We start from the raw sequence: 25,774 nt of genomic DNA, 5'->3' as shown, positions 1-25,774 counted from the left end.
GCCACCGGGCCGGCGCGTAACCCCGGGGGCGTAGTCCACCATGACTCTCACCGAACTCAAGTACATCGTCGCCGTCGCCCGCGAGCGGCACTTTGGCCGCGCGGCCGAGGCCTGTTTCGTCAGCCAGCCGACGCTGTCCGTGGCCATCCGCAAACTCGAGGACGAACTGGGCGTGACCCTGTTCGAACGCGGCGGCTCCGAAGTCGGCGTGACGCCCATCGGCCAGCGCATCGTCGCGCAGGCGCAGAAGGTGCTCGAGGAAAGCGCCAGCATCAAGGAGATCGCCCGGCAGGGCCACGATCCGCTGGCCGGCCCGCTACGCGTTGGCGTGATCCACACCATCGGACCCTACCTGCTGCCCAAGCTGGTGCCCGTGCAGATCGGCCGCACGCCGCAGATGCCGCTCCTGCTGCAGGAAAACTTCACCGTCCGTCTCGTCGAACTGCTGCGCCAGGGCGAGATCGACTGCGCCATCATGGCCTTGCCGCTGCCCGAAGCCGGCCTGGTCATGCAGCCGCTCTACGACGAGCCCTTCGTGGTGGCCGTGCCCAACGACCATGAACTGGCCCAGCGCAAGTCCATCGACGCCCAGGATCTGAAACAGCAGACCATGCTGCTGCTGGGCAGTGGCCATTGCTTCCGCGATCAGGTGCTTGAAGTCTGTCCGGAACTGTCGCGCTTTTCGGCCGCTAGCGATGGCATCCAGCGCACCTTCGAAGGCTCCTCGCTCGAAACCATCCGCCACATGGTCGCGGCCGGCATCGGCGTCACCGTGCTTCCGGTCACCGCCGTCCCCGAAAACCCGCCCTCCAACAGCCTGTTGCGCTATCTGCCGTTCGAAGGCCATGTGCCCGAGCGCCGCGTCGTCCTTGCATGGCGGCGCAGCTTCCCGCGCCTGGCGGCAATCGAAGCGCTGGCGCAGGCCGTCTATGAATGCGAGCTGCCGGGCGTGAAGATGCTGGCCGGCGAAGCGGCGGCCGTGCAAGATTGAACGCTAAACGACGGCCAATGGCCGGCGCGGATTTGCGTGGGCGTCCTTGCGTAAGACGGGCCCCTCGCACCGCGTCAATTGGTCGCAGCCCATCGTGAGAACGGCGCCTCCACAACGCCTGTTCTGTCGTGTTTGCAGTGGTATTCTTATTTCCGCCTTTTTCCATAGGAGCTAGCAATGGCCAAGTCCACCAAGAAGACCTCGAGCGTTCCGCGCATCAACATCGGTATTTCGGACAAGGACCGCGCCGCGGTTACCGGCGAACTGTCCAAGTTGCTGGCCGATTCATACACGCTGTACCTGATGACGCACAACTTCCACTGGAACGTCACGGGGCCCATGTTCAACACGCTGCATCAGATGTTCATGACGCAGTACACCGAAGAATGGAATGCGCTGGACAGCATCGCCGAGCGTATCCGCGCGCTGGGCCACTACGCCCCGGGCACGTATCGCGAATACGCCAAGCTGTCGTCGATCTCTGAACCGGAAACCGTGCCGGACGCGCTGGAAATGGTGCGCCTGCTGGTGGACGGCAACGAATCGGTCGCCAAGACCGCCCGCGCAGCCTTCGAAAAGGCCGACGCCGCCAACGACCAGCCCACGGCCGACCTGCTGACGCAGCGTCTGGACGTGCATGAAAAGAACGCGTGGATGCTGCGCAGCCTGCTGCAGTAATAAATTTCTTAACTTCGCATACAATGGCCGGCCGTCTCACCCGCAAGGGGGGACGGCCGGATCTTTGTGAACACCGACAATGGCCGCCGCAAGGCGGCCATGTCTATACGACGTGCCACAGATAACGCCCCAGACGCCACCCTCTGTCATCCTCGCTTTTGCCGCGGTTACGCCGCGTCGGCTCCGCGCGCCAGTTTGCCATCAGCGAGCATCCGAAAACCTGCGCTCGGGACCCGTCTGGACAGGCAGGTCATGAGTCGTACCGTAGTTCGCGAACCCGGATCCCCAAGATGCGTGCTGATCACCGGAGCCACCGGCGGCATTGGCGGCGCGCTGGCGCTGGAGTATGCGTCGTCTGGCGCCAAGACTCTCATTCTGCAAGGGCGCAACAGTGCACGCCTTGCCGAGTTGCGGCAAGCCTGCGAGCAGCATGGCGCGCGAGTCGTCACGCATGAATGCGACGTGCGCGATCACGACACCTTGATGTCCTGGCTGGCCGCCATCTCCGAGGCCGAGATGCCGGAACTCGTCATCGCCAATGCGGGCGTCAACATCAACACCGGACCCGAGCGCCAAGGCGAGGATTGGCAGGATGTGCACCGGCTGCTCGACGTTAACGTCAAGGCGGTGTTTGCCACGGTGCACGGCGTGCTGCCGGCCATGCGCAACCGAGGTTTCGGTCAGATAGCCCTCGTCAGCTCACTGGCCGCCTGGCGCGGCCTGCCCGAAACGCCCAGCTACAGCGCCAGCAAGGCCGCCGTCAAGGTTTACGGAGAGGCCATGCGCGATGCGCTTGCGGACGTAGGTATCCGCTTCAACGTCATCATGCCCGGCTACGTCGAATCACAGATGTGCTTCGACATGCCCGGCCCCAAACCGTTCTTGTGGAAGGCGGACAAGGCAGCCCGGGTGATCCGCCGTGGACTGCAAGCCAACCGTGCTCGTATCAGCTTTCCGTTTCCTTTGAATTTGGGGTGTTTTCTGCTGTCGGTGATTCACCCGGCTGTGTCCGGGTGGATTTTGAAGAGGCTGGGCTACGGTGATTGAGGCTTTCTGGATACCGTTGCTGCCGCCGTATCTGGTGGGTCTGATTCTGACATTTGTGGTCGAGGCGCTGCTGACCCCGAGACCTGTGCTGCCCTGGCGCCGGCAGGCCGCTGCGGTTTGCGTACATCTGGGTGTCTGGACTGCCGCGTTCGCGCTCGAGCTCGCACTTTTCCGCCGACCGTACTTTGCGGTCGCAAACGTATTGGCCATCGAACTACTCATCGTGTTGGTAAGCAATGCGAAGTTCCTCGCGCTTCGCGAGCCCTTTGTGTTTCCTGACTTTGAGTACTTCACAGACGCGATCAAGCACCCCCGTCTCTATCTGCCGTTCTTTGGCATGACTCGGGCGGTCGCGGCTGGGGGCGCGTATGGCGCCGCGCTATGGGCCGGTTTGGCGCTTGAAGACTCAATCACAGCCGGCGCCGGAATCTGGGTTGCGTCTTTCGCCGAACTGCCTGAAGAACAGATCTTTGACCCGGCTGGGGCAACCGGCCCCTTTTTCGTGTCTGCATTCGGCCTTGCCGCCGCAGGCTTGGCGTTGGCCCTTTGCGCAGGAAGGCGCATCGATGTCGAATTCAAGGCTGGCGTAGACCTGGCCCGCCTGGGCTTGGTCGCTGCGCTTTGGGCATACGGCCGAAGGGAGCGCCAGTCGCTGGACGATTTCCGCCGCCGCGCTCCGTTTGCCAGGATTGCCGCTCCAAAGGTCCTGCCGGAATGTTTGCCCGACCTGATTGCCGTTCAAAGTGAATCATTTTTCGACATCCGGCGCGCCTATCCGGACATGATCCGCTCGGACCTACTGGCCAATTTTGATTTGCTCAAATCTGAAGCCGTCGCGCACGGCCAGTTGCAGGTTACAGCTTGGGGGGCAAATACTGTCCGCACCGAATTCGGATTTTTGGCGGGAATGGGACCACACGCATTGGAAATCCACCAATACAACCCATATCGCAGGTTGGCAAAACAAGGATTCCAGACGATTGCCTCATATTTGAAATCACTTGGATACCGCACGGTCTGTGTACATCCGTATCACCGAGGATTTTATAGCCGGGACAAGGTGTTGCCGGCCCTTGGATTTGACGAGTTCGTTGGTATCGAAGCCTTTCTGACCGCGCGTAAGGACGGCCCATACGTCGGGGATATTGCATTGGCCGATTATGTTCTCGGGGTTCTCAAGGATTCCAGCCAGCCGCTGTACCTGCATGTAATCACCATGGAAAATCACGGCCCGTTGCATTGGGAAGCCGTGAACGAGTCTGACGCGGCTGAAGTTTTAAATAGGCATGTGCCAGAGGGATGCGAGGACCTGGTGGCATATGCGCGCCACTTACGGAACGCCGATTCCATGTTCGGTATGCTAAGGGATGCGATCAGACAGCGTGGGCGTCCCGGATCAATCTGCATCTTTGGTGACCATGTGCCAATCATGCCCCGGGTTTATCGCGCTTGCGGGGAAGTTGAAGGGACGACGGATTATGTGATCTGGCAATCCGATGCGCCCCATTCGACACAAGCGCGGGTGGCATCCGTTACCGCACTGAGCCGTAAGTGGTTGCAAAGTCTAGGCTTGACATCATTAGCGGCAAGCTTCCAGGGCGAAGAGGAGGGGAAGGCCGCGCTTCAACCCAGGCGCGGACCCATCGCCGCTGCGGAGAGGTAGCCGTCCCCATCGCAATATTTGAAATGTCGTACAATCCCCGCGCCCGGACGAGATACCGGCCTCAGGCGATGAAAACCAGCGTGACAGCGCTCAATAAGATTCCGTAGCTAAGTAGATGATCAACTTTGAAAAACTAAAATCAAGGCGCCTGTTTTGGTGGTTGGTTGGCATTCCCATGCTTCTGGCAGTCATTTATTACAGCTTCTTCGCGTTGGACCGCTACGTAAGCACCGCGCAGGTCGCTGTGCGTCAGGTTGGCAATAACGAGGCGCCTCAGGTTCCGGGCCTTGCGGTGATGCTTAGCGGGTTGAACCCGACGTCTAGGGAAGAGACCTTATATCTTAGAGAATTTCTGACGTCGCAAGATATGTTGAATGTCTTGCAGGCAAAGCTAGATTGGTCTGCGCATTATGCGGATCGTTGGCATGACCCCTTGTATTTCCTGTCGAAAAACTCGCAACGCGAGGATCTACTTGATTATTACCGTCGACTGGTCACGGCACATTTCGATGAACAGACTGGTCTGTTGAGCGTGAGTGTGGAGGCGTTCGAACCAAAGTTCGCTGAAAGAGTCCTGAAAGTGATGCTCAGCGAAAGTGAGCGCTTTGTAAATGAACTGTCCCACCGCATGGCGCGAGAGCAGATGACCTTCGCGCAGAGCGAACTCGCCAAGGCTCGTGCCGCATACGAGGAGCGTAGGGAAGACATGTTGACGTTCCAGAGCTCCAATAATCTGCTGGATGCGGAGGCAACCGCAAAGGCTCGCGCCGAGATCATCGCCGAATTAGAGGCCAACCTTACAAAGGAGCGGACGACTCTGAAAAGCCTGGCGGCAACGCTTAACGCAGATACGCCTCAGGTTCGTCAGCAGCGCAACCGCATCCACGCGCTTGAGCAACAACTGGCCTCGGAAATTCAACGCCTTGTTTCGCAGAAGGGAGGCGACAAATTGAACGTAGTCGCGTCTCGCTACCGAAATCTGACCATTGATGCCGCTATTGCCGAAGAGGCATACAAGTTTGCGGTAAGTTCGGTGGAATCCGCCCGGATCGAAGCGAGCAAAAAACTTCGCAGCCTCGTCACAGTGGTGTCTCCCAATGCACCGGACCGGGCAATTCATCCTGACCGCATCTTCAATCTGGTCACGCTGTTTATGGGGCTGCTTTTGTTCTATGGCATCGCGCGCTTTGTCATCGCTACGATTGAAGATCATCGCGACTAGACCTCCGAATCTGAAGAGTAAAATGAAACATCGATTTTCATCCGTTCGCTCGGTTGCATTGGTTTTGCCTTTGTTATTAGGCGGATGCGGCAGTTTACTGTCTTCGGCGGGGCCGTCGCGGTTCGCGATCATGAACAGCGAAGAGGCGCAGAACTATGTGTTGGTGGACTTGTCCGCCGACACGCTCGGCCCATATATGCGTCCGCCGGAGTCGGAAGTTGCCAATACTGTTGCGCTTCCCACCGTCCCTGATATTAATCTGGTTCCAGGCGACGTGTTGCGAATCATGATCGCCGATTCGGCCATTGATGGCGCGATCTTCGCGCCTTTGGCCAGCGGCGGAACCGTATTCGAGAATATTCGAGTTGACAGCAAAGGGACCGTATCTCTGCCTTACGTTGGGCGGGAGCGGGTGGCAGGCAAGACCTTGGAAGAGGTTGAGACCTTAGTACGTCGAAAACTCAAAGGAATTACGAGTGACGTACAGGTACAGGTGACCCTTACGGGTGATCTATCTGGATCCGTACTCGTTGCTGGGGCTGTTAAAAATCCGGGGCGTTTCTCGGCGCTACAAGGTCCCCTGACGCTGCTGGACGCAATCAACAGAGCCGGGGGACCTCTACTCGAGCCGCACCTCATCAAGGTCGTTGTCCGGACGGGGCAGAAGTCGTATCAGTTCAACTACCAGGACCTGCTGGCTGGAAAAAACCAAGTTCTGCCTCCTGGGGCAGAGGTCGTGCTCGAACGTGCGCGGAAGCGGTTTGTCGCCATGGGGGCCGTGGGCGATCCAGGTTTGCACGATTTGCCTTCCAATAATCCGAGTTTGCTGGAAGTGCTTGGTAGCGTAAAAGGGCTCAGTGAAATGAAGGCCGATGCGGCCGGCGTCTTTGTCTTTCGATTGGACGAATCTCACAAAAATGATGGCGGTGCAACGGAGCCGGTAGCCAAAGTCTTCCGGTTGAACCTGAAGGAACCGGAGTCTGTGTTCATCGCGCGACAGTTCTTGGTCCAACCTGAAGACGCTATTTTCGTCACCAATGCGGCCGTCCACGAATGGCAGAAGATTATTTCGCCGATCGTTCAGGTATTGGTGCTGGGAAGGACCATTGAAAACCTCTGACGACCAATCCGGAGCGGCTGCGGATATCACGAAGCGGACGTCCTTCGGAATATTTCGTGCGGTGATATTCGCGCTGGTGCTTAGAGAAGTGCGAGGACGGTTCGGGAGCCATCGCTACGGTGCTTTTTGGCTGCTTTTTGAGCCGATGGCGCATATCGTCGCGTTGATGGGGATTTATGCAATCCTGCGCGGTCACGCCAATAGCGGCCTAGATTTGTCCGTTTTTCTTGTCACTGGAATTATTCCATTCATTCTGTTCAAGAATATTTCGCTCAAGGGTATGGAGGCGGTAAACGCCAACAAAGGACTGTTTGCGTACAGACAGATCAAGCCCATTGACACCATAGTCGCGCGAGGCATTGTTGAGTGCGCATTAATGGCGTGCGTGTACGGACTTATTCTCTTTGGTCTCGGGCTCTGGGCGGGGAGTGATGTCTCAATTCACCAGCCATTGCGCTGGGGTTTGGTCATGTTCGTCGGCACCGTATTTTCATTCGGCCTCGGATTGATTTTTTGCGTTGTGGCAGAAGCTCTACCGGAGGCGAAGACATTTATTCGTCTTTCATACATGCCGCTGTATTTTCTTTCTGGAATTATTATGCCTCTGTGGCTGATCCCAGAAAAATTTCAGAAGTTCATGCTATGGAATCCGTATCTTCATCTGATTGACTCATTGAGGTCGAACGTCTTTGAGCATTATCCAAAGGTTGTGGGTATCAGCATGTGGTATGCGTCTTTTTTAGCGCTGGCAACCCTGTTTGTCGCAATGGCTCTATATCGTGTGCGGCGGTTGAATTTGGTGGCGGTATGATTCACATCGACAACGTCACGAAATCGTATCTGACCAATAAGGGAAGAAAGTTCGTATTTCGGAACCTCAGCCTATCGCTACCTTCTAATAAGAACATAGCCCTGATTGGTAGAAATGGCGCTGGAAAATCAACGCTCATGAGGCTTCTGGGCGGACAAGATGTTCCTGATAGTGGAAAAATTGTCACTTCCAACTCCATATCTTGGCCGGTGGGACTGTCGGGCGGATTTCAGGGCTCCATGACTGGCAGGCAGAACGTCAAGTTCGTTGCTCGAGTTCAAGGCGCGCATGCGGATAGTCTGCGCAGAGTAGTCAAATTTGTCGAGGAATTCGCAGAGATTGGCGAATACTTTGACTTGCCGGTAAACACATACTCCTCAGGAATGCGGGGACGTGTTGCTTTCGGGCTTAGCCTGGCTTTTAATTTTGATTATTATCTAGTGGACGAAGCAATATCAGTCGGGGATGCTCATTTTCGTGAGAAGGCGCAGCATCTTTTTTCGGAGCGAACGGGGACGTCCAACTTGATCCTCGTGACGCATGGCATGGGTCAGGTCCGCAAAATGTGCGATTACGTGGTGCTGCTGCGGAGCGGAGGAGTGGTGGAGCAGTATGACGATGTGGAGAAAGGCATCGCTGCCTACCAAAGCCTCTAGCTTCCTGAAAAGAATTTTATAAATAATTAACGCGACGAGAAATGAACAACAGCGGCAACATCCTTGGCATTGCATATGCCGGCAGGTCTGTCACCTTCCAGTTTCAGGATCCCAGCGACTATATAGCGAAGAAGATCAGTGATGCCAAGACCTTTTACGAGCTTGACGTCCTGGAGGAGATTTCCAGTCTGGGGGTGGGAGATGGCGTATTCGTCGATGTTGGCGCAAATATAGGAAACCACTCGCTGTTTTTCTCGATCATCCTTGATCGACAGGTCGAAGCCTTCGAGCCGGCAGACGACGCGTACACTCAATTGGTACAAAATGTCCGCTTAAATCGGGCTGAGAGCCTGGTGTCCTGCCACCGGATGGCACTTGGGGAAGAGGAAGGCCGAGGACTGATGAACTTAGTCCCCGGGAATCTGGGCGCCTCCAGCTTTTCCCGCGATGATGCGGGATCGGTTCAGCTTAGTACGCTTGACGCGGTGTTGCTCCGACGAGCTCGTAAGGTCGCACTCATCAAGATTGATGTGGAAGGCTTAGAAATCGCTGTGCTTAAGGGCGCGACGGAGATACTAAATCGCGATAATCCTGTCCTCATCGTCGAAGGGCAGACGAATGTCGCTTTTGCAGCGATTTCCGGCTTTCTGACCGAGCAGGGCTATGTCCCTGTGTCAATGCGGGGGGTAACTCCCACCTATTTCTTCGTGCATCGCTCGAAATTGGACGCTGTTCAGGAGCGCTCGCTATTCTTCGCAAGACGCGACGTTGATCACAACAGGCGGATACTTCAAGGCTATCTCGCCCGGATAGAGTCGAATTTACGCGGGGCGCTAACCAAGGCGGACTTCGAGAAGCACGCCGCGGCCCTTGAATCGAGGGAAGAGACTATCCGGGGCTCGCTGCCCGATTATAAGACTTACCTCTCGGAATGCATCGAATCGGTTGTCGTAGACGTCAAATCTGCAGTGGCAACGTCGTCTGGTGACCAAGGACAGCGTATCCAGTTGCTTTCCGAGGTCGTTGAACACAAGTTCCGCGTGCTTATGCGAGAGTTGGAACTTGATCGAGAAGCGCACGCGCAGTCTTCCGAGGAGCTTCTCGGTAAGCTGCTGTCTGCGGTTCGCGCGGCTACCGACGATCTGTTGAGCGAAGAGCGATCTCAATCTTTTGAGGCATTAACCAGCCAGCGGAAACTGTTCGAGCATAACGAAAGGGCGTTGAGGGAAATTGCCGAATCGGTAGGCAACGGGATATCGGAGTTGTCCGACCGTCTGTTAACTGTTGGCGAGTCGCTCCGAACGGAAGTCGCCGCCGCCGCGAGCGCTGATGTGTCCACCGCAGAAGCGTTGCTCAAACTCCAGGAAAACTCGGTCCAGCAACTTGGCCACTCCCTTGGAGCGGAGATTAGGTCGGTTCAGGAGGGGCTTGGGCGCCTGACTGCCGCTTCGTCGTCTCAGGTCAAGTCGAAGGAGCTGGAGGCGTTGCGGTTGGAAAGCCAGCAGGCCATGTCGCGCAAGGACAAGGAACTGGACTTCGCGCTAGCGGAAGCCGATCGGCTGCAAGATGAGGTCAATCGCCTCATTGTGGCCGTACAAACTGAACGTGCTCGTGCAAGATTTGCGGGACGTCGTCTTAAAGTGTTGTACACCACAGGCGTACGGGCCACGGTTGGAAAGCTGAGAAAGCTCCTTTCACCCGTCACGTTCAGCGCGTTGAAGCCTTATGAAAGCTGGGCTGCGTTTGAAAAGCGGATGGAAGCCCGGGTTGTCCGGGAGGTGCAGGACTTTAAGAAGTTGCATGCCAACTCGTTGAAACGCGCTGCTCGTGAATTGGAGCCCGCCGAGCGAAGCGGCCCGGTGGCATTGTTCGAGCCGGCTATCAGGAAGCCCCGCCAACCGTTTGAGACGTCATTTCGCCGAGACCGTGTTCGAATCGGGATCGCTTCGATCGAGATTCGACGCACTGCGCTGTCTCGGGTTATTGATTGCTTGTACGAGCAAGCGGACGAAATCGTTGTCTATCTGAACGATTACGCCGAGATCCCACAGTTCCTACGTCGTGAAAAGATTACGGTGGTCCATAAGCAGGGCGATGTCGGAGATCGGGGGAAGTTCTACGACATAGACAACTACTCCGGGTACTTCTTCACGTGCGACGATGACATTGATTATCCTCCATACTACGTTCAGCACTGCATTGACGCCATCGAACGGTATGGACGTAAAGCCGTAGTGGGCTGGCACGGCTCTTTGCTGAAGAAGCCCTTTGTTGATTATTACAGTCCGGAGTCGCGGCGTGTGTTTTCTTTCCGGTCCGGACGGCCTCACGACCTGCCGGTTCACATTCTCGGAACAGGATGCTCGTCGTTCCACACCGATACGATCGATGTGAAATACGCTGACTTCCACACCCCGAATATGGCCGACGTGTATTTTGCCTTGCTTGGCCAGCAACAGCGGATTCCATTCGTCGTCATCAAGCACGACGCTTCGGAGGCGTTGCCGCTTGATATTCCGGATGACAAGCCCATCCATCGCGAGTCCATGCAAAAGACGGGCTCGAGAGCAGACACCCGCGAAATCCAGAATCGGTGCGTCAGCGAGTGGAAGGAGTGGCGCGCGGATGCGCCGACGCCTGTTTATTCCCGGTCCTCTTTCACGATTGCTTATGTTGGGCGTGTTGACGCGGCTCGTTGGAAGAAGGGTGGAATTCTTAAATCTGGCGGCTTGATCACGGAGGCCTTGCGAGCGTTGGGCCATCGCGTCATAGACGTAGAGATTTCGCAAGAGTTCCAATCCATCACCGAGCAGATTCGACCGGCGGAGATCGTCTGGATTTACCCCGGTGACCCGGAACGGCCGGATTTTGCACCCGTGGAAGAGCTTATCAATCTGGCTGCGACCGAAGGAAAACAAGTGTATGTCAATCTTTCCTATAACCTTATTCCGTCTCGCACGCGCTGGATAAGTGAAAAACTGAAGGCATGGAAGCGGCTCTACGGCAGTCGGGTAAAGGCGTGCCTGTTCACCTACGCGGCATTGAACGAACCGCTGTTCGATGACTTGCAGGGGAATTTGATTTGCATTCCGAAATCGATTGATTTCAGTGAGGATATCCGGGCAAATTTCGAGGCTTCGGAGGGAATATTCCTCGGAGATCTTCAAAAGCTGTTGAATCGGGGCCTGGTTGGCGGAGATATCGAGGATTGGATCAACGCATTGCGACAAGCATTGCCGGGCATACCCTTGTATGCAGTCCGACAATATGGGGGAAAAATAGACCGCGAACTTGGGCTGACCGTCTTGCCCTATACGCAGGGCGAAGCATGGGAGGAATGGCTCGCAGCAAAACGAATCGTGTGCTGCCTTACGCCCCATGCCACTTATGAAATGATTCCCGTCGAAGCTGGAGGCCTGGGGGTTCCGACCGTGTACCGCCCGATGCCTCAATCGCATTCGGAAGATCTCTCGACGGCAGGCATTCAGGTGCGCACGCCGGCCGAGTTTGCGGCAGCTTGTTCCGCTATTTATCACGACTATACGTTGTGGAACATGTACAGCCGCGCTGCGAGCGCAAGAGCGAGGAGTGCACACATCAGCCGTATGGCAGGCTCGCTGCACGTCCAGCTTGCTTTGGGACGCGTTTAGGGAAAGGACTGCCCGCAGCGGGAGGGGGCGGATCACAATCATTGTGTTGTGATCCGGCCACTTGTCGCGTGACGTCCGGTTCGGCCGGCTCGGCCAGTTACCGCCTCAATCCGGATCGCGCGATTCTTAAAAGTCTTTCCGCACGCTTATTTCTGTAGCCCACGCGCTTTGCCGAATGACCACGTTCATCAAGTCCCGTCGCCGGGTTGTGCATGAGCGAGGTGGGCAGCCCCATCGCAATCAGCATCACTTCCTTGTGGAACATTAGCCGTCGGTCTCCAAAATACGCTCTGATGCGCTCGAAAAAGTCAGTGTCGGCACCGAATCTGACTTGGTCGAATCTACCAATAGAATCGAAAACCGGTGCGCGCCGTAAAACGAGCGTATTTGGGGACCATTGCCTCAAAGGCCAGACATTTGGCGAGAAGAAGCGGCCGTTGTGGTCGAGCCTGACATACCTTGAAGTGGCGGCAATATGCTGATCATTTGAATTTAGCCAGGTGATTGCCCTCTTAAGCCGTTCAGGGTGTGACCAATCATCTGCGTCCTGAAACGCCACGTATTCTGTGTCGCACATGTCGAGAGCAATATTTTTGGCCTTGTATGTGCCGACATTCTGATGCAGACGTTTGGAAACGATTTTGTGCGGAAATTCCCGCACGAGATCGCAAATCACGTTCCACGTTTCGTCAGTGCTGGCGTCGTCAATAACGATGATTTGGGTGCACACGCCGACTTGATTCAGCATCGAAAGCATTGACGGTTTTAAATATTGTGCGCCATTAAAAACCGTCATGATCACGGAGACGTTAGGCGTGCTGGACATAGACCCGTGGCTCTCGCGTTCAAGCGGGATGAGCGCCTGGATGTCGAACATAGTGTTCGCCGGATCTTGTAGTATGGGCGACAGGCCCATCTCGTGCCAGTACGCGTTCAGGCATTGCAGCTTTTGCGCAATAGCGGCGGCGCAGTTGGCATTAAGCAAGTGCTCGTCCCCAAACGGTTGCGAGACTGCGGACAAGCTACCTCCATCTTGTATAGACAGACGTACGCACTCGTATAGACGGGTTCTGGCAGTTTTTTTTGACCAGGCGAGGACGGCCGAAGGACTAAGGCGAGTGAGCAATTTTGTCGCCCGTTGCCGTTCTTGCGCGCCTTCGAATGTTAAAGACGCCTCGAGGTGCTTTGATGCAATATTGTGGTTGCCCCGAAGATACTCCAGCTTACCCAGAGCAGCTGCGGTGAAGAGTTCGGGCTTTTCCTGATAGATCGCTTCAGCTCTTGCAAGCAGGCCGCAGTCCAGCATGCGATGAATGGTCTCCTGCCTTACGCCGATAGCCATCTCAAAGGCAATTTGATGGTAAGGCGAGTGCCAACGGCGGCCGGCTCGCACCCAGTTTTTATAGACGAAACACAGTCTATTCAATCCCATCTCCAATTGCCTACTCTGGCGCATATTGAGCGCGCCAAGCGCGTGTATTTCGTGCGCGACTGTCTAAGATTTTGGTCTGCCCAGAGGCTTACACGTCACAATAAAAGTTTACTCAGCGAATTTTTTACCGACAGTCTGATTCCAGACGAGCAGTAAAAGCCGCCATTGATCTGAGTATCGTGGATGACCACGTTCCGGAACGTTCGGAACAGCTGCAGGTCTGGCTTGTCTTGATGACTCCAGAATTCAGCGAGCGTCTTTTGATCGGTGAGGCCCGGCATGTCATAGATGGCTCGGCCAAGGGTCTTCGTCGGTTTGCCATGCAGAAGCGCAGATGCGCCCACGGTGCTGTTCACCGTTATGACGCCAGTGGTGCGGTTGATCAACGAGGGAAGATGGCCTCCGTCCATGTAAATCACTCGCTTGCCAAGCATGAGTTCTTTGCTCAATCTCCGGATGATTCTAGAGTAATTAACTAGTCCGGGATCAAGTGGATGTGCCTTCATAAGCAGCACGGCCTGTTCCGGAGCATGGCGCGCGAAGGACCGCATCACCTTTTCCAGAGCCTGGCTCATACTGTCAAAATCCGAATGATGGCTAATCTGCGAGTCGGTAGTAAGTTGCAGCGGAAACAGGAAGTACTGTACGGGCTGCGTATCGAGCGTAACCATTGTTTGGATGGCTTTGGCGCGCCGACGATTGACCTGCGTACTGATGCCTTTTTTCACATAGCCCGCGTACTCCGTTGCCGGGGTATATGGCACGTGACTTTTGACGCCGCGATGGAGGAGTGGATTTAAGCCTGCCCAAAAGTTATAGCCCACGTCGTAGGCTGCTCGCTTCCAGAACGGGGAAACGAACGAGGTGCCATTGTCATAGTTGGGAACTTCCTTTGCGCGCTTTCGATAGTAGTCGGGGTCTCGCGGGAGCGCGGAATTGCCGTTCACGCCTCCGCGTTCCAGCGTTACCCAATACGGTCGGAAGTATCCTTCTTCGAACACGTGGACGCGTATGCCGGACTGCTTTGCAAGTTCGATGGCCGACCGGTGTACGGGGCGACAGTCGCCAAAGAGAACGACGTCCGTTATTCCGTGCGTCTCGAACTCTGCATGGTAGAAGCCCGGCAGGTCGTGCATTGGTCCGCGGTAAGAGGTGGCGTCGCCTTGTCGCCAATAGATCCGGTCGCCAACGGAAAAATTGACCTTGCGAACTCGCATGCCTTGCTGGCGCAACGCTTTGGCGAGGGCCGGAAAGAACGGCGAGCAAACACCTTGCAGAAATAGAAACCTTTGTTTGGCGTTCATCGCTTCAGTACAAATCCGGCTTTTGCCCAGAGGCGAACTTTATGCAACTGGCGTTGGAAATAGTTCTTGCGCACGGACTGGATTCCGCCTGTCGCAAGGATGTGGGTGCGCTGAGCGATGATGCGTCGTAATGACGCTTCGCAGGTGGTATATCCGTTCAGCGTCCAATCCCAATAGATTGGATAGTGAAGCATCACACCAGCTATCAGCTCATTAAGCGTGAGGGTTCGGCTGCGTCGAGGAACGCTCATCCGGTCTTCGGTTAGCCCCCAGCCGGAATAGAAAGGCATCCCATATACGACGACCGATTTTCCGCGCAGCAGCGCATCGAACCCGCTTAGCGAAGTCATCGTATGCACTTCATGGCACACGTCCAGGCAACTGGTTATCGATACCTTGGTTTCAATGTGATCGGCATAGCGCAGTGCGTCCGAAGCATGCACCTTACCCTTCCGATTCTGCACTGCCACGTCGGGGTGGGGCTTGTACACAATGTAGGAGTCAGGACGCGCTTGTCTGGCAGATTTGAGCAGCGACAGATTGTCATGCACGGGACCGCATCCGTACCGGATGGAGGCGTCGTCCTCGACCTGTCCAGGTACGAGCACCACATGGCGGTCGTGCGTGCGCCATGCAGGAAGCTGGGCGGGCTCGATGTTGTACTTGGTGAGATCGTTGTCGACGATCAGCCGGCGCACGCTGCTGGCGCGTTCCGTGTCCTGCGCGGTAAACGTGCGGGTATTGAGCAACGTTTCGAGGTCATGGGACTGGCGCGCGTCGAAATAGAGACCCGCTGCATCAAGCACGAGCGCATGCGGCGGCACGAAGTCGGATCCCAGTCCCACGGAGCGAATGAATCCGTCTTCCATTCGCAGCAATGTGGCACCCGTACGCTGCGCCAGATCGACGGTCGCGGGCGAGGGCGAGGCCCCCCATACAATCAACCGGTCATCTGAGTTGGGGACCAATTCACTGGCCGCCTTTGCGTGCGGTACAAAGTGGATCTGCTCAGGATCAGGGCCCAGAAACGGACGAACGTTTGTGGCCTTCCAGCGGCGATAACCAACCGCGATACTTCTGCCGGTCATTGCACGCTGCATGCGCCGCTGCAGATCGAGCCATTCAATCACTCCAAAAATGGACCCCGGCTGAAGCGTCTCGGGGTCGAGATAGCGTGTGTAATGCAGATAGGCTGCCGCAAACAGTTCGTCTGTATTGCGGCGTCGATGGCGCCGCTCGCATTTCAGTCGATCCGTCGTTGCACCCCATCCGGCATACCAGGGCATGCCGAAGCAGCTCACCGGAAGCCCATGCAGCAGCGCTTCGAATCCCAGTTGTGAGGTTACGACATAGACTCGGTCGACTTGGCGAAGAAGACTGCCAGGCGCGATGGGATCGCGCAGCAAGATCGTCTTGTTGTCTTCGGCGGTTTCCGATAGGTAACCCTTTTTTGATCCGCGGCTGACCTCGGGATGCGTCTTCACATAGATCGTTGCGCCCGGATTCTCATCACGCGCGCACTGAAGCATCTCAGCGAAGGTTTCGGTACGTGCCAGCCCGAAACCAATGCTCGTATCGCCGACTGTCTGGTCGACGACAAGGATTTTGGGACCGTGGGCTGGGCCGGGCAGGGTGTGACTATCGGGCGCAAGGTTGTATTTGCTCAGGCCTCTGGCGATGATCTGGTCTCGCGCGTCGGAGTATGCGGCGCCTGCACCGCTTAGAACATCGCTGTTGGAGGCAAGCAGGCCCTCGAGTTGTGATTCGCGGTCGGCCGCATAATAGATGCCACAATCATCCACCACGAGCGAGAGCGTCGGGTACTGCTGTCCAGTGCCATAAGAGCGGAGGAATCCATCCTCCAATCCGATAAACGGCAATCCGCGTTTGGCTGCGAGCGCTCGCGGTCGTGTCGTGGACGGGCGGAATCCCCACCCTGCCAATGCGCTGATGTTCCTGGAGGCCGGAAGTTGACCCGGTCGTAAATGAACGAGCGGTTGCCCAAGGAGGGCTTCAATGCCCGGGAGTTGGGACAAGCGGCGCGAATAGGTTCCGATGGTCACGAGCTTATTGGCAGAAGGCGCAGTTGAGGGAGATGACGAGTCGGGGATCAATGCGATTGCGCGAGCGCTTGCACTGTTCTTTGAATTTCGGATTCAGAATGCGTGCAGGAGATAAAGAACCTCAACCTCGCCGCCTTCTCAGGTACGGCGGGATATAGGATCGGCTGGACGTTAATTCCCAGCTTAAACAACGCCGCCGACACTCGCGTCGCCTTCAACGAACTCCCCGTAATCGCCGGCACCACCGCCAACCCGGTACTCGTCCCGGTATCAATCCCCGCCGCCTTCGCCTGCTCCAGAAAAAACTTCCCCCGCGCCTGCAGCGTCGCCACGCGATCCGGCAGTTCCTTCATCCGTCGCAACGCCGCCAGTGACGCCGCCGCCACCGTCGGCGGCATGCCCACGCTGTACAAAAATCCCGGCGCCAAAAACTTCAAATGCTCGACCAGCGCCGTTTCGCCCGCGATATACCCGCCGCACCCAGCCAGCGTCTTGCTCAGCGTGCCCATCCAGATATCGACGTCCTTGCCGTCCATTCCGAAATGCTCACGGATGCCATAGCCGCGCGCGCCCATCACGCCAAGCGAATGCGCTTCATCCACCATCAGAAAGGCGCGATGGCGTTGTTTGACTTCGACGAAACGAGGCAGGTCCGGGTAATCCCCGTCCATGCTGTAGATGCCTTCCAGCACGATCAGCACGCGTTCGAACTGGTGCCGTTGATCCCGCAGGATGGCGTCTAGCGCTTCCCAGTCGTTGTGGCGGAAGGGCAGGCGGCGGGCGCCTGACAGCTGAATTCCTTGCAGGACGCTGTTGTGGATCAGTTCGTCGTGCAGGACAAGGTCGCGCGGGCCGAACAGGTAGCCGATCGTGGAGACGTTGGTGGCGTGGCCGCTGACGAAGGTGATCGCGTCGTCCACGCCATAAAGCGCCGCGAGTTCGGCTTCCAGTTCGCGGTGCACGGGACGTTCGCCGGAGACCAGGCGGCTGGCGGATACCGACGTGCCGTAGCGATCGATGGCGGCCTTGGCTGCGGCGATCACGGCCGGGTCGCCGGACATGTTCAGGTAGTTGTAGCTGGCGTAGTTGATGTAGCCGTTGCCATCGATCTGCGTGCGCGCGCCGGCGGTGCCTTCGTGCAGTTTGAAGAAGGGGTTCTTCACGCCCAGGCGACTGGCGCCATCGTTGATGATGCGCAGTTGCTGATAGCCGGGATGCAGGTGGAACCGATAGTGTTCCTCAGGGATCTCGGCTTTCTTTTCGGCGGGACGCGCAAGCGCGTGCGCGCCGGGCTCGGCCGCCTGGCGAAGCTTGCGCTCCAGCGCCTGCTGGATGAGTCTGTCCTTGATGCCGGCCGCAAGGCCGGGCAGCTTCTTCACGGTGCTCACTTCAGTCCTACTGGATCATGCGTTGCTTGGAGAGGCTTGCGCCGAGTTTGATCTCGTCGACGAACTCCGTGACCGAGCTGGAAGTAACCTCCGCGGCGTGGCTCGCGACCACCTGTTGCACGCTGACGGTGACGGCGTCTGCAGCGTCGGCGTCGTGTTCGTCGCGCAAGAGGAGCACGAGCTTCTCGGCGAGTTTGGCCGGGGTGGGGCTTTCGCTCAGCGCCATGACGGGCAGGCGGATGCCGAAGCGGTTCTCCAGCGCGACCACCAGTTCCACGCCCATCAGCGAATCGAGGCCCAGGTCATAGACCGACCGGGTGGCTTCGATCTTGTCGGGCGCGACGCGCAGGATTTCCCCGATCTCTGCCTTGAGCATTTCGGTGAAGCGTTCGTGCAGGGCCTCGTCGTCGAGCGTCGCAAGCAATTGCGCGATGTCGTCCGCGCTGCCGTCGTCCTCGCCCGCATCGGCGCTGCGGCGGGCGATGTCCGAGAACTTGGGCAGACCGGCCGAAGGAAGGAAGCGGCTCAATGCGCGCCAGTCCAGTTCCAGCACGCCCAGTCCGTATGCGTCGGACACCAGCATGGCCTCCAGCGCGTCCAGCGCGACGTGGGACGCGAGGGCGCCGCCGCCCATCCGGCTCTGGAGGGCGTCCTTGATTTTCTCGTTGCGGGCCAGGAAGCCGACATCGTCGATGGCGCCCCAGCGCACGCAGGTGGCGGGCAGGCCTTCGGCGCGGCGCTGCGCGGCCAGGCGTTCTAGCCAGGCGTTGGCGGCAACGTAGTTGCTCTGCCCCGGGTTGCCGAACAGGGTGGTGGCCGACGAGTAGAAGATGAACAGGTCCAGGGGCAGAGCACGCGTGAGGTCGTGCAGGTGCTGGGCGCCCAGCACTTTGGCGGCAAGGGTGCGTTGGATCTGTTCGGGCGTGGCGCTGCGGGCGAGGCCGTCGTCGATGACCACTGCGGCGTGGACCACGCCCTTGAGCGGCGGAAGCGTGACTGCGGTTTCCTGCAGCAGGCTGGCCAGCGCGGCCCGGTCGGTGACGTCGCAGGCGGCGGCGTGGACGCGTACGCCCTGGGCTTCGAATGCCGCGATGGCCGCCTGGGCGGTTTCGCTGGCGGGGCCGCTGCGGCTGATCAGGACAAGGTTGCGCGCGCCGCGCTCGGCCAGCCACTGCGCGGTTCGCAAGCCGAATCCGCCCAGTCCGCCCGTGACGAGATACGTGGCGTCGGCCGGCAGTGCCAAGCCGTCGGTGGCCGGCGCAACAGGATGATGCACGCCGCTGATGCCGTTGCGATACGTGACGACGATCTTGCCGATCTGTCGCGCCTGCTGCATGTAGCGGAACGCGTCGACGATGTCGTTGGCGTCGAAGACGGTATAGGGCAGCGGGTGCAGTGCGCCCTGACGGAACAGGCCCATCATTTCGCCGAACAGCCGCTGCGTGAGGTCGGGCCGCTCGTTCATCAATTGGTCGGCGTCGATGCCGAAGTAGCTGATGTTGTTGCGGAACGGACGCAGCCCGATGCGCGTGTTCTCGTAGAAATCGCGTTTGCCCAGTTCAAGGAAGCGGCCAAACGGCTTGAGCACGCGCAGGTTGCGGTTGATGGCTTCGCCGGCCAGGGAGTTCAAAACGACATCCACGCCGCGTCCGCCGGTGTCGGCCAGGATCTCGTCGGCATAAGACAGGGAGCGCGAGTCGTAGATGTGACGCACGCCCAGCAGGCGCAGGAGGTCGCGTTTCTCGTCGGAGCCGGCGGTGGCGTAGATCTCGGCGCCCAGGCATTGGGCGAACTGGATGGCCGCGATGCCGACCCCGCCCGCGGCACCGTGAATCAGGATCTTCTCGCCTTCTTCCAGGCGGGCCAGGTGCTGCAGCGCGTAGTAAACCGTGAAGAAGGTGCTGGGAATGGTGGCGGCGGCCTCGAACGAGAAGCCGTCGGGAATGTGCGAGATGGCGCTGGGACGGGTCAGCACCCGGTCGCCAAAGCTGGCGGGTCCGAAGCCCACCACAGCGTCGCCGACGCTGTAGCCGGCAGCGTCGGGTCCGACGCGGGTGACCGTGCCGGAGAACTCGAGGCCCAGGGTCGGGCCAGCAAAGCCGTTCTCGATGGCTTCGTCGGACAGCAGACCCAGCGCGTACATGACGTCGCGGAAGTTCAGGCCGGTGGCTTCGATGCGTACCTCGAGCTCGTCGCCGGTCGGGGCCGGCGCGGGGCACGATTCCCAGCGCAGGTTGCGCAGCTGACCCGGAAATTCGAAACCCAGGCGCACGGCTTGCGCGTCGGTGTCTTGTGCCGTTTGCGGAGCCGGACGCGCGGCGAGTCGCAGGCGCGGCACGTAGCGTTCGCCATCCGGCGCGAGGAGGATTTCGTCCTCATCATCCACGGACGTCAATTCCCGCGCCAGCGCGTCGGCCATCTGGCCTGCCTGGGCCAGCGGCACGTCGACCATGCGGATTCGGTAGTTCGACGCCTCATTGGCCAGCGTGCGACCGTAGCCCCACAGCGAGGCGTCGTTCAGCGCGTGCATGCCAGCGGCTTGCGGCGCCTCGCGCAGGTACTGCGCGGCATCCGCCGTGATGAGCCAGACGGTGGCAGGCACCTGCGTGCGCTCGCACGCCTGGATGGTGGCGGCCGCCATCGCGCAGCGGCGCGTCTGCTTGGCAAGCAGCTCGTCTGGCGTTTCGTGCGCATCTGCCCAGGCGAGGCCGGCCAGGTGCACGATGTGTGCCACCGGCGCGGATGCGTCGCCGGCAAGCAGGGCGTCGAGGGCATCAGGCGCAGCGTCGGTCACAAGGCGGACCTGATGGCCGGCTGCACTGAGGCTGGCTTCCAGGGACTGCGCCAGGAAAGCGCCATGCTCGGGGTTCCGGTCTGCCAGAATCAGCCAGCGCGCCGGCGTGGTGGCCGAAGGTTGCGGCGGGGCGGCGGTCAGGGCGGCGTCGAGGCGGGCGGTCAGCAGGTAGGCGCCGGTCGCGAGCGAATCCGTGAACCCCAGCGGCGCATCGTATTGCAGGCCGAGCGCCAGCAGCTCTTCTTGCCAGAAGCGGGCGGGTTGCTGCGTGGAAAGCTGTTCGCCTTGTTCGCTGGCCTGCCACCACTGGGGGTTGCCGCCAAAAACGAAGTCCGCCCACGTGGCAGGATGGGCGCCGCAGAACACCAGCTGGCCGCCCGCCCGCAGGCTGGCGCGGGCGTGCTTGAGTGCAGCGCGGGCGGCTTCAAGCGTGTCGAAGTCGCAGTGGAAGATAACCAGGTCGCAACGCGCAACGGCGGCATCGCCATCCTTGGCGATGCGCTCGATGCGGGCGTTGGGATAGCGCTCGGATTGCTGGTGGCCGACGTGGTCCAGCATGTCGACATCGGTCGAAGCAAAGCAGTAATCGGCCACATTGAAGTCGAGCGCGTCGCAGCAGCTGAAGTTGAACAGCGGCGCGGACTGGCCGACCTCCATGACGGCAAGGCGCTGGCCGGGCAGGCGTGCCGCCAGCGCCTGTTCCAGCACTTCGCGCAGCGCGAGTCCCAGGCGTTGACCGCTGGCGGCTCCCAGGAGGCTGCGCAGGATGGTGGCAGGGGTGGTGGCGCGCGGGCAGATCTGATCGACGGCCGCTTCGCCACGCAGCAGGGCAGGCAGGTGCAAGCCGACGCGTCCGACCGCGTGGACGATTTGCGCGTAGTCAGGATATTCGCGCAGCAGCGTGTTCCAGATGTCTGAAGCGGCGCCTTCGCCGTCATCGGCAGGCAGGTCGATGCCCGAGGCCCGCACGTCGATGTGACCAGCCGACGTCAGCCGGCCGATGACGTTCTGCAGCAGCGGCGCGGATTCCGGCGCGTGACGGCCTAGTTCGGTGATCAGCGCCTGCGGCACATGCTTGCCGTCGGGAGCGATGACGCGCAGCGCGTCCACTGCGAAGCTGTCGCACAGGCTTTCCAGCAGCGGGTCGACTTCGTCCGCGTAGCGCGCATGCGCCCCGCCAGCCATGCATTCGGCAACGGCGCCTGCGAGCGCGGCGCGAAGGCCTTCGTGGCTGACCGGATTGGCGCCGAACGGGGCGTGTGGGCGCGGGATGGCGACCGTGTCAAGGAAGCTGAGGTGGTCGGCTGCCGCCTTGCGCAGGCGGATGCTGCGAAAGCGCGCCTGTTCGACGGCGGCGATCTGCACGCCTTCCGCGTTGTAGATCTCGAAACTCGCGGTGAGTGAATGCGGGGCGCGGCGTTCCAGCCGCACGCGTGCAGCGGCGGGCTGGCCGGCGTTGGCGCGCAGGCTCAGACGGCCGATCTTGGACGGCACGTAGGCGATGCCCAGGCCCATCGCGGGGTCGTTCCGCAGCAGCTGGATGATGAGCTGGAAGGTGCAGTCGAGCAGCGCCGGGTGCAGATGCGTGGCGTGCAGTTCCGTGGCCAGGGAGGCGTCGGGTTCAAGCACGGCGAGCGCACTGGTCCCGGATTCGATCCAGCCGTGGCTGACGGCGCGGAAAGCCGGACCGTAATCCAGCCCCACGGCGCGAGTCAGCGCAGTGTGGCTGTCGCCCGTAAAGTCGGGCCCGCGATCGGGTAGCGTCAGTTCAGCCTGCGTCAGGCGGGTCAGGCGCGGTTCGCGCAGCAGGCGGCCACTGGCGTGCCTGACCCACGGTTCCGTACTGCCGGTGTCCTTCGCGTTGATGCGGAAACGGCCGTCGCTGTCGTCGAGATGCAGCCGCAGCAATTTGCTGGGCGCGGCGTTGAGCAGCAGCGGGGCGTGGATTTCCAGATCTTCGAGTTCGGCGCAGTCTGCGCTGCCGGCTTGCCACCGCAGCGCGGCGGCAAGGGCGATCTCCGCAAAACCGGTGCCAGGGAAAACGACCGCGTCGCCGACGACGTGGTCAGCCAGCGCGGGATGGGATTGCGTGTCGAGCTGGTTTTCCCAACTGTGCTCATGCTGCGGCATGGCGTAACCCAGCAGCGGGTGCGCCAAGCGTCGCGTGAGCTGGCCCAGGGATTCCGAGGTGACCGGGTGCCAGTGGCGCTCGCGTTGCCAGGGATAGGTCGGCAGGTCGACGAACGGGCCAACCCACGGGAAGAGCGACTGCAGGTCCAGTTGGCCGCCGCCGACAATGACTTGGCCGGCAGCGTTCCAGATCTTTTCCGGATCGTCGCCGCCGCGCGTGGCGGTGCTGAGGACACGGCCTTGCATGCCGGCAGTCTTGAGCGTGTCGTTCAAGTAGGACCGCAGCACCGGGTGCGGGCCGACTTCGACGTAGACGTTGCGGCCTTCGGCGGCCAGGACATTGGCGGCTTGCTCGAAGCGCACGGCCTCGCGCACGTTGCGCCACCAGTAGCCAGCGTTGAGTTCCGCGCCGTCCAGCAGCGTGCCGGTAACGGTGGAATAGAAGGGCACTTCGCCCGCGCGCGGTTGAATGTCTGCCAGCGATTCGCGGATGCCGGCTTCGATGCTGTCCATGGCCGGGCTGTGAAAGGCGTAGTCCAGATCCAGGCGACGATGGAACAGGGATTGCGCGGCCAGCGCGGCTTCCAGGACGACAAGCGCATCCGGCGAACCGGCCAAGGTGGCGCCACGGCTGCTGTTGAAGCCGGCGACGCAGACGCTTGCGCCCAGGTTGTGCTGGGCGATCAGCGCCAGGGCTTCCTCGCCGCTGATGCCCACAGCCGTCATGCGGCCGAGTCCCCTGGTCTGACCTTGCAGGCGGCTGCGCTGGAAGATGACGTGGACGGCGTCGGCCAGGGTCAGCGCGCCGCACGCCCAGGCGGCGGCGACTTCGCCGACGCTATGGCCGATGACGGCGCACGGCACGACGCCGCGCTGCGCCAGCATGCGGGTGATGCCCACCTGAAGCGCGAACAAGGCGGGTTGGGCGACTTCGGTGCGTTCGTAGCGGTTGGATCCGTTCTCGCCGGCCAGTTCCTTGCGCAGCGAGAAATCGGCGTATGCGGAGAAGAGCGCGTCCACTTCGTCGACGGCGGTGGCGAACACGGGATCGGCCAGCAGCCGACGCCCCATGTTGGTCCATTGCGAACCGTTGCCCGAATACACCAGCACCGGGCCGCTGGCCTCCGGTACGACACTGCCAGCAACGACGTGGGCGTTGGCCTCTCCGCTTTCCGCGAACTGCTGGAGCACGTCAGCCACGGCGTTGCACTGCGTGCCGAACACCACGGCGCGCTCGTTGTGCCAATCGCGGCGCATGGCGGCGTGGTAGGCCGCGTTGTAGAGGAACTTGGCTGGCTGGCCGCGCAAGGCCTCGGCCATGTCGGCGGCCGCGGCGCGCAACGCGGGGACGGATTTGCCCGACACCACGACCGGGATCGGGGCCGTCTTGGCCATCTTCCCTTCGGTGGCCGCGCCGCGCGGCGGGGCGCTTTCCAGGATCACGTGGGCATTGGCGCCGCCGAAGCCGAACGAGTTCACGCCGACGATCAGTTTGCCGGCAGGCCGCAGCTTGCGGTTCTGGGTGACGACGTCCAAATTCCAATCCTGGAACTCGATCCTGGGATTGAGCGTCTTGATGCCGATGGTGGCGGGCACCTCGCGGTGGCGCAGTACGTACAGCGCCTTGACCAGCCCGGCGACGCCGGAGGCGGCCTCCAGGTGGCCGAGATTGCTTTTCACGGAGCCGATCGGCAACGGTGCGTCTTTGCTCCGTTGCTGGGCCAGGGCCAACCCGATGGCGCGGGTCTCGATCGGGTCACCGACTGCGGTGCCGGTGCCGTGCGCTTCCAGGTAGTCGATCTCGGCGGGCGAGATGCCAGCCTGCTCATAGGCCTGGCGCATCAGGGCCGCTTGCGCGTCGGCGCTGGGAACGGTCAGGCCAGATTTGCGGCCATCGGTATTGACGGCCGTTCCCGCGACTACCGCCAGAATGTTGTCGCCGTCGGCGATGGCCTGGTCGTAGTCCTTGAGCAGAAACATGCCGCCGCCTTCCGAACGGACGTAGCCGTCGCCCGAGGCGTCGAAGACGTTGCAGCGGCCGCGCGGGGACAGCATGGACGCCTTGGAGAACGTAATGAATCCGTAGGGATGCAGGTGCAGGCTGACGCCACCGGCCAGCGCCTGGCTGCATTCGCCCGATTGAATGGCACGGCACGCCTGATGAAAGGCGACCAGCGACGACGAACATGCGGTGTCCATCGCAATGCTGGGGCCTCGCAGGTCCAGGAAGTACGACAGGCGATTGGCGGCGATGCTGGCGGTGTTGCCGGTGGCCATCGACGCGTCGACGGCGCCCAGATCTTCGGCAATGCGATAGGCGTAATCCGAGCTGGCAATCCCGATGTAGACGCCACAGTCGGAACCGCGCAGTGTCGATGCGGGAACGCCGGCGTGCTCCACCGCTTCCCAGCTCATTTCCAGCAGCAGGCGCTGCTGCGGATCCATGAGCGCTGCCTCGCGCGGAGAAATGCCGAAGAATCCGGCATCGAATCCCGAGACGTCTCCGATGGAGCCGGCGGCGAAAGTGTAGGCGGTGCCGGGATGATCCTTTGCGGGATGCAGGTAGGCGTCCGCAGACCAACGATCCTCGTCGACTCGGGTAACCAGGTCGCGGCCTTCCAGCAGAGCAGGCCAATAACTGTCATTGGTGGTGCTGGGGAATCGGAACGACAGTCCGATAATGGCAACGCGCTTACGCATGCGGAGTCCTTCTGGGCCGACCGGAAGGCGGCGGGTGTTGAGCTGAATGCGATGGGTGTGAAGTCTGATTCAGCATGCTGAATCAGACTTATGACCGGCGTGTCCGCCGTACACGATCAGGGGGA

At 60.0% G+C, this 25,774-nt stretch carries 14 protein-coding genes; 9 read left to right on the top strand and 5 right to left on the bottom strand.

The window, feature by feature from the left end; genetic code table 11:
• Positions 1 to 40 precede the first annotated feature (40 nt).
• The 9 genes from MHZ91_RS09170 (at position 41) to MHZ91_RS09130 (ending at position 11,838) form a co-directional block, all read left to right on the top strand.
• On the top strand, positions 41 to 991 hold the full coding sequence (locus MHZ91_RS09170; protein ID WP_175121648.1) for a LysR substrate-binding domain-containing protein: 951 nt from the start codon (positions 41 to 43) through the stop codon (positions 989 to 991).
• A 177-nt stretch (positions 992 to 1,168) separates the two neighbouring features.
• Positions 1,169 to 1,669: a Dps family protein gene (locus MHZ91_RS09165; RefSeq protein WP_175121647.1), complete on the top strand. Its 501-nt coding sequence runs from the start codon at positions 1,169 to 1,171 to the stop codon at positions 1,667 to 1,669.
• Between the two features lie 252 nt (positions 1,670 to 1,921).
• Positions 1,922 to 2,716, top strand: coding sequence for an SDR family oxidoreductase (locus MHZ91_RS09160; protein ID WP_239213425.1), 795 nt, complete (start codon positions 1,922 to 1,924; stop codon positions 2,714 to 2,716).
• On the top strand, positions 2,709 to 4,379 hold the full coding sequence (locus MHZ91_RS09155) for an LTA synthase family protein (RefSeq protein ID WP_239213402.1): 1,671 nt from the start codon (positions 2,709 to 2,711) through the stop codon (positions 4,377 to 4,379). Before MHZ91_RS09160 ends, MHZ91_RS09155 begins: the two co-directional genes overlap by 8 nt.
• A gap of 115 nt (positions 4,380 to 4,494) precedes the next feature.
• Positions 4,495 to 5,601, top strand: coding sequence for a Wzz/FepE/Etk N-terminal domain-containing protein (locus MHZ91_RS09150; protein WP_239213401.1), 1,107 nt, complete (start codon positions 4,495 to 4,497; stop codon positions 5,599 to 5,601).
• 22 nt (positions 5,602 to 5,623) lie between these two features.
• Entirely contained in the window at positions 5,624 to 6,721 is a 1,098-nt protein-coding gene (locus tag MHZ91_RS09145; RefSeq protein ID WP_239213400.1) for a polysaccharide biosynthesis/export family protein, read from the top strand.
• Complete coding sequence (locus MHZ91_RS09140) at positions 6,708 to 7,532, top strand: ABC transporter permease (RefSeq protein ID WP_239213399.1); 825 nt, start codon at positions 6,708 to 6,710, stop codon at positions 7,530 to 7,532. Before MHZ91_RS09145 ends, MHZ91_RS09140 begins: the two co-directional genes overlap by 14 nt.
• Positions 7,529 to 8,188, top strand: a complete 660-nt coding sequence (locus MHZ91_RS09135; protein ID WP_239213398.1) for an ABC transporter ATP-binding protein — start codon at positions 7,529 to 7,531, stop codon at positions 8,186 to 8,188. The genes MHZ91_RS09140 and MHZ91_RS09135 overlap by 4 nt, the downstream gene beginning before the upstream one ends.
• A gap of 41 nt (positions 8,189 to 8,229) precedes the next feature.
• Entirely contained in the window at positions 8,230 to 11,838 is a 3,609-nt protein-coding gene (locus MHZ91_RS09130) for an FkbM family methyltransferase (protein WP_239213397.1), read from the top strand.
• A 97-nt stretch (positions 11,839 to 11,935) separates the two neighbouring features.
• On the opposite strand, the gene MHZ91_RS09125 is transcribed toward MHZ91_RS09130, so the two are convergent.
• From MHZ91_RS09125 to MHZ91_RS09105, 5 genes are all read right to left on the bottom strand, one after another.
• A complete protein-coding gene (locus tag MHZ91_RS09125) occupies positions 11,936 to 13,270 on the bottom strand; it encodes a glycosyltransferase family 2 protein (RefSeq protein ID WP_239213395.1) in 1,335 nt (444 codons plus the stop codon).
• Positions 13,271 to 13,365: 95 nt separating this feature from the next.
• On the bottom strand, positions 13,366 to 14,574 hold the full coding sequence (locus tag MHZ91_RS09120; protein WP_239213393.1) for a capsule biosynthesis protein: 1,209 nt from the start codon (positions 14,572 to 14,574) through the stop codon (positions 13,366 to 13,368).
• Entirely contained in the window at positions 14,571 to 16,637 is a 2,067-nt protein-coding gene (locus tag MHZ91_RS09115; RefSeq protein ID WP_239213391.1) for a capsular polysaccharide biosynthesis protein, read from the bottom strand. The genes MHZ91_RS09120 and MHZ91_RS09115 overlap by 4 nt, the downstream gene beginning before the upstream one ends.
• A 47-nt stretch (positions 16,638 to 16,684) precedes the next feature.
• On the bottom strand, positions 16,685 to 18,016 hold the full coding sequence (locus MHZ91_RS09110) for an aminotransferase class I/II-fold pyridoxal phosphate-dependent enzyme (RefSeq protein WP_370647795.1): 1,332 nt from the start codon (positions 18,014 to 18,016) through the stop codon (positions 16,685 to 16,687).
• Between the two features lie 16 nt (positions 18,017 to 18,032).
• On the bottom strand, positions 18,033 to 25,649 hold the full coding sequence (locus MHZ91_RS09105) for a type I polyketide synthase (protein WP_239213387.1): 7,617 nt from the start codon (positions 25,647 to 25,649) through the stop codon (positions 18,033 to 18,035).
• Positions 25,650 to 25,774 lie beyond the last annotated feature (125 nt).

It is taken from the genome of Achromobacter sp. ACRQX, assembly GCF_022346505.1.
GTDB lineage: Bacteria > Pseudomonadota > Gammaproteobacteria > Burkholderiales > Burkholderiaceae_B > Achromobacter > Achromobacter animicus.
This window is presented reverse-complemented; position numbering and strand designations above follow the sequence as displayed.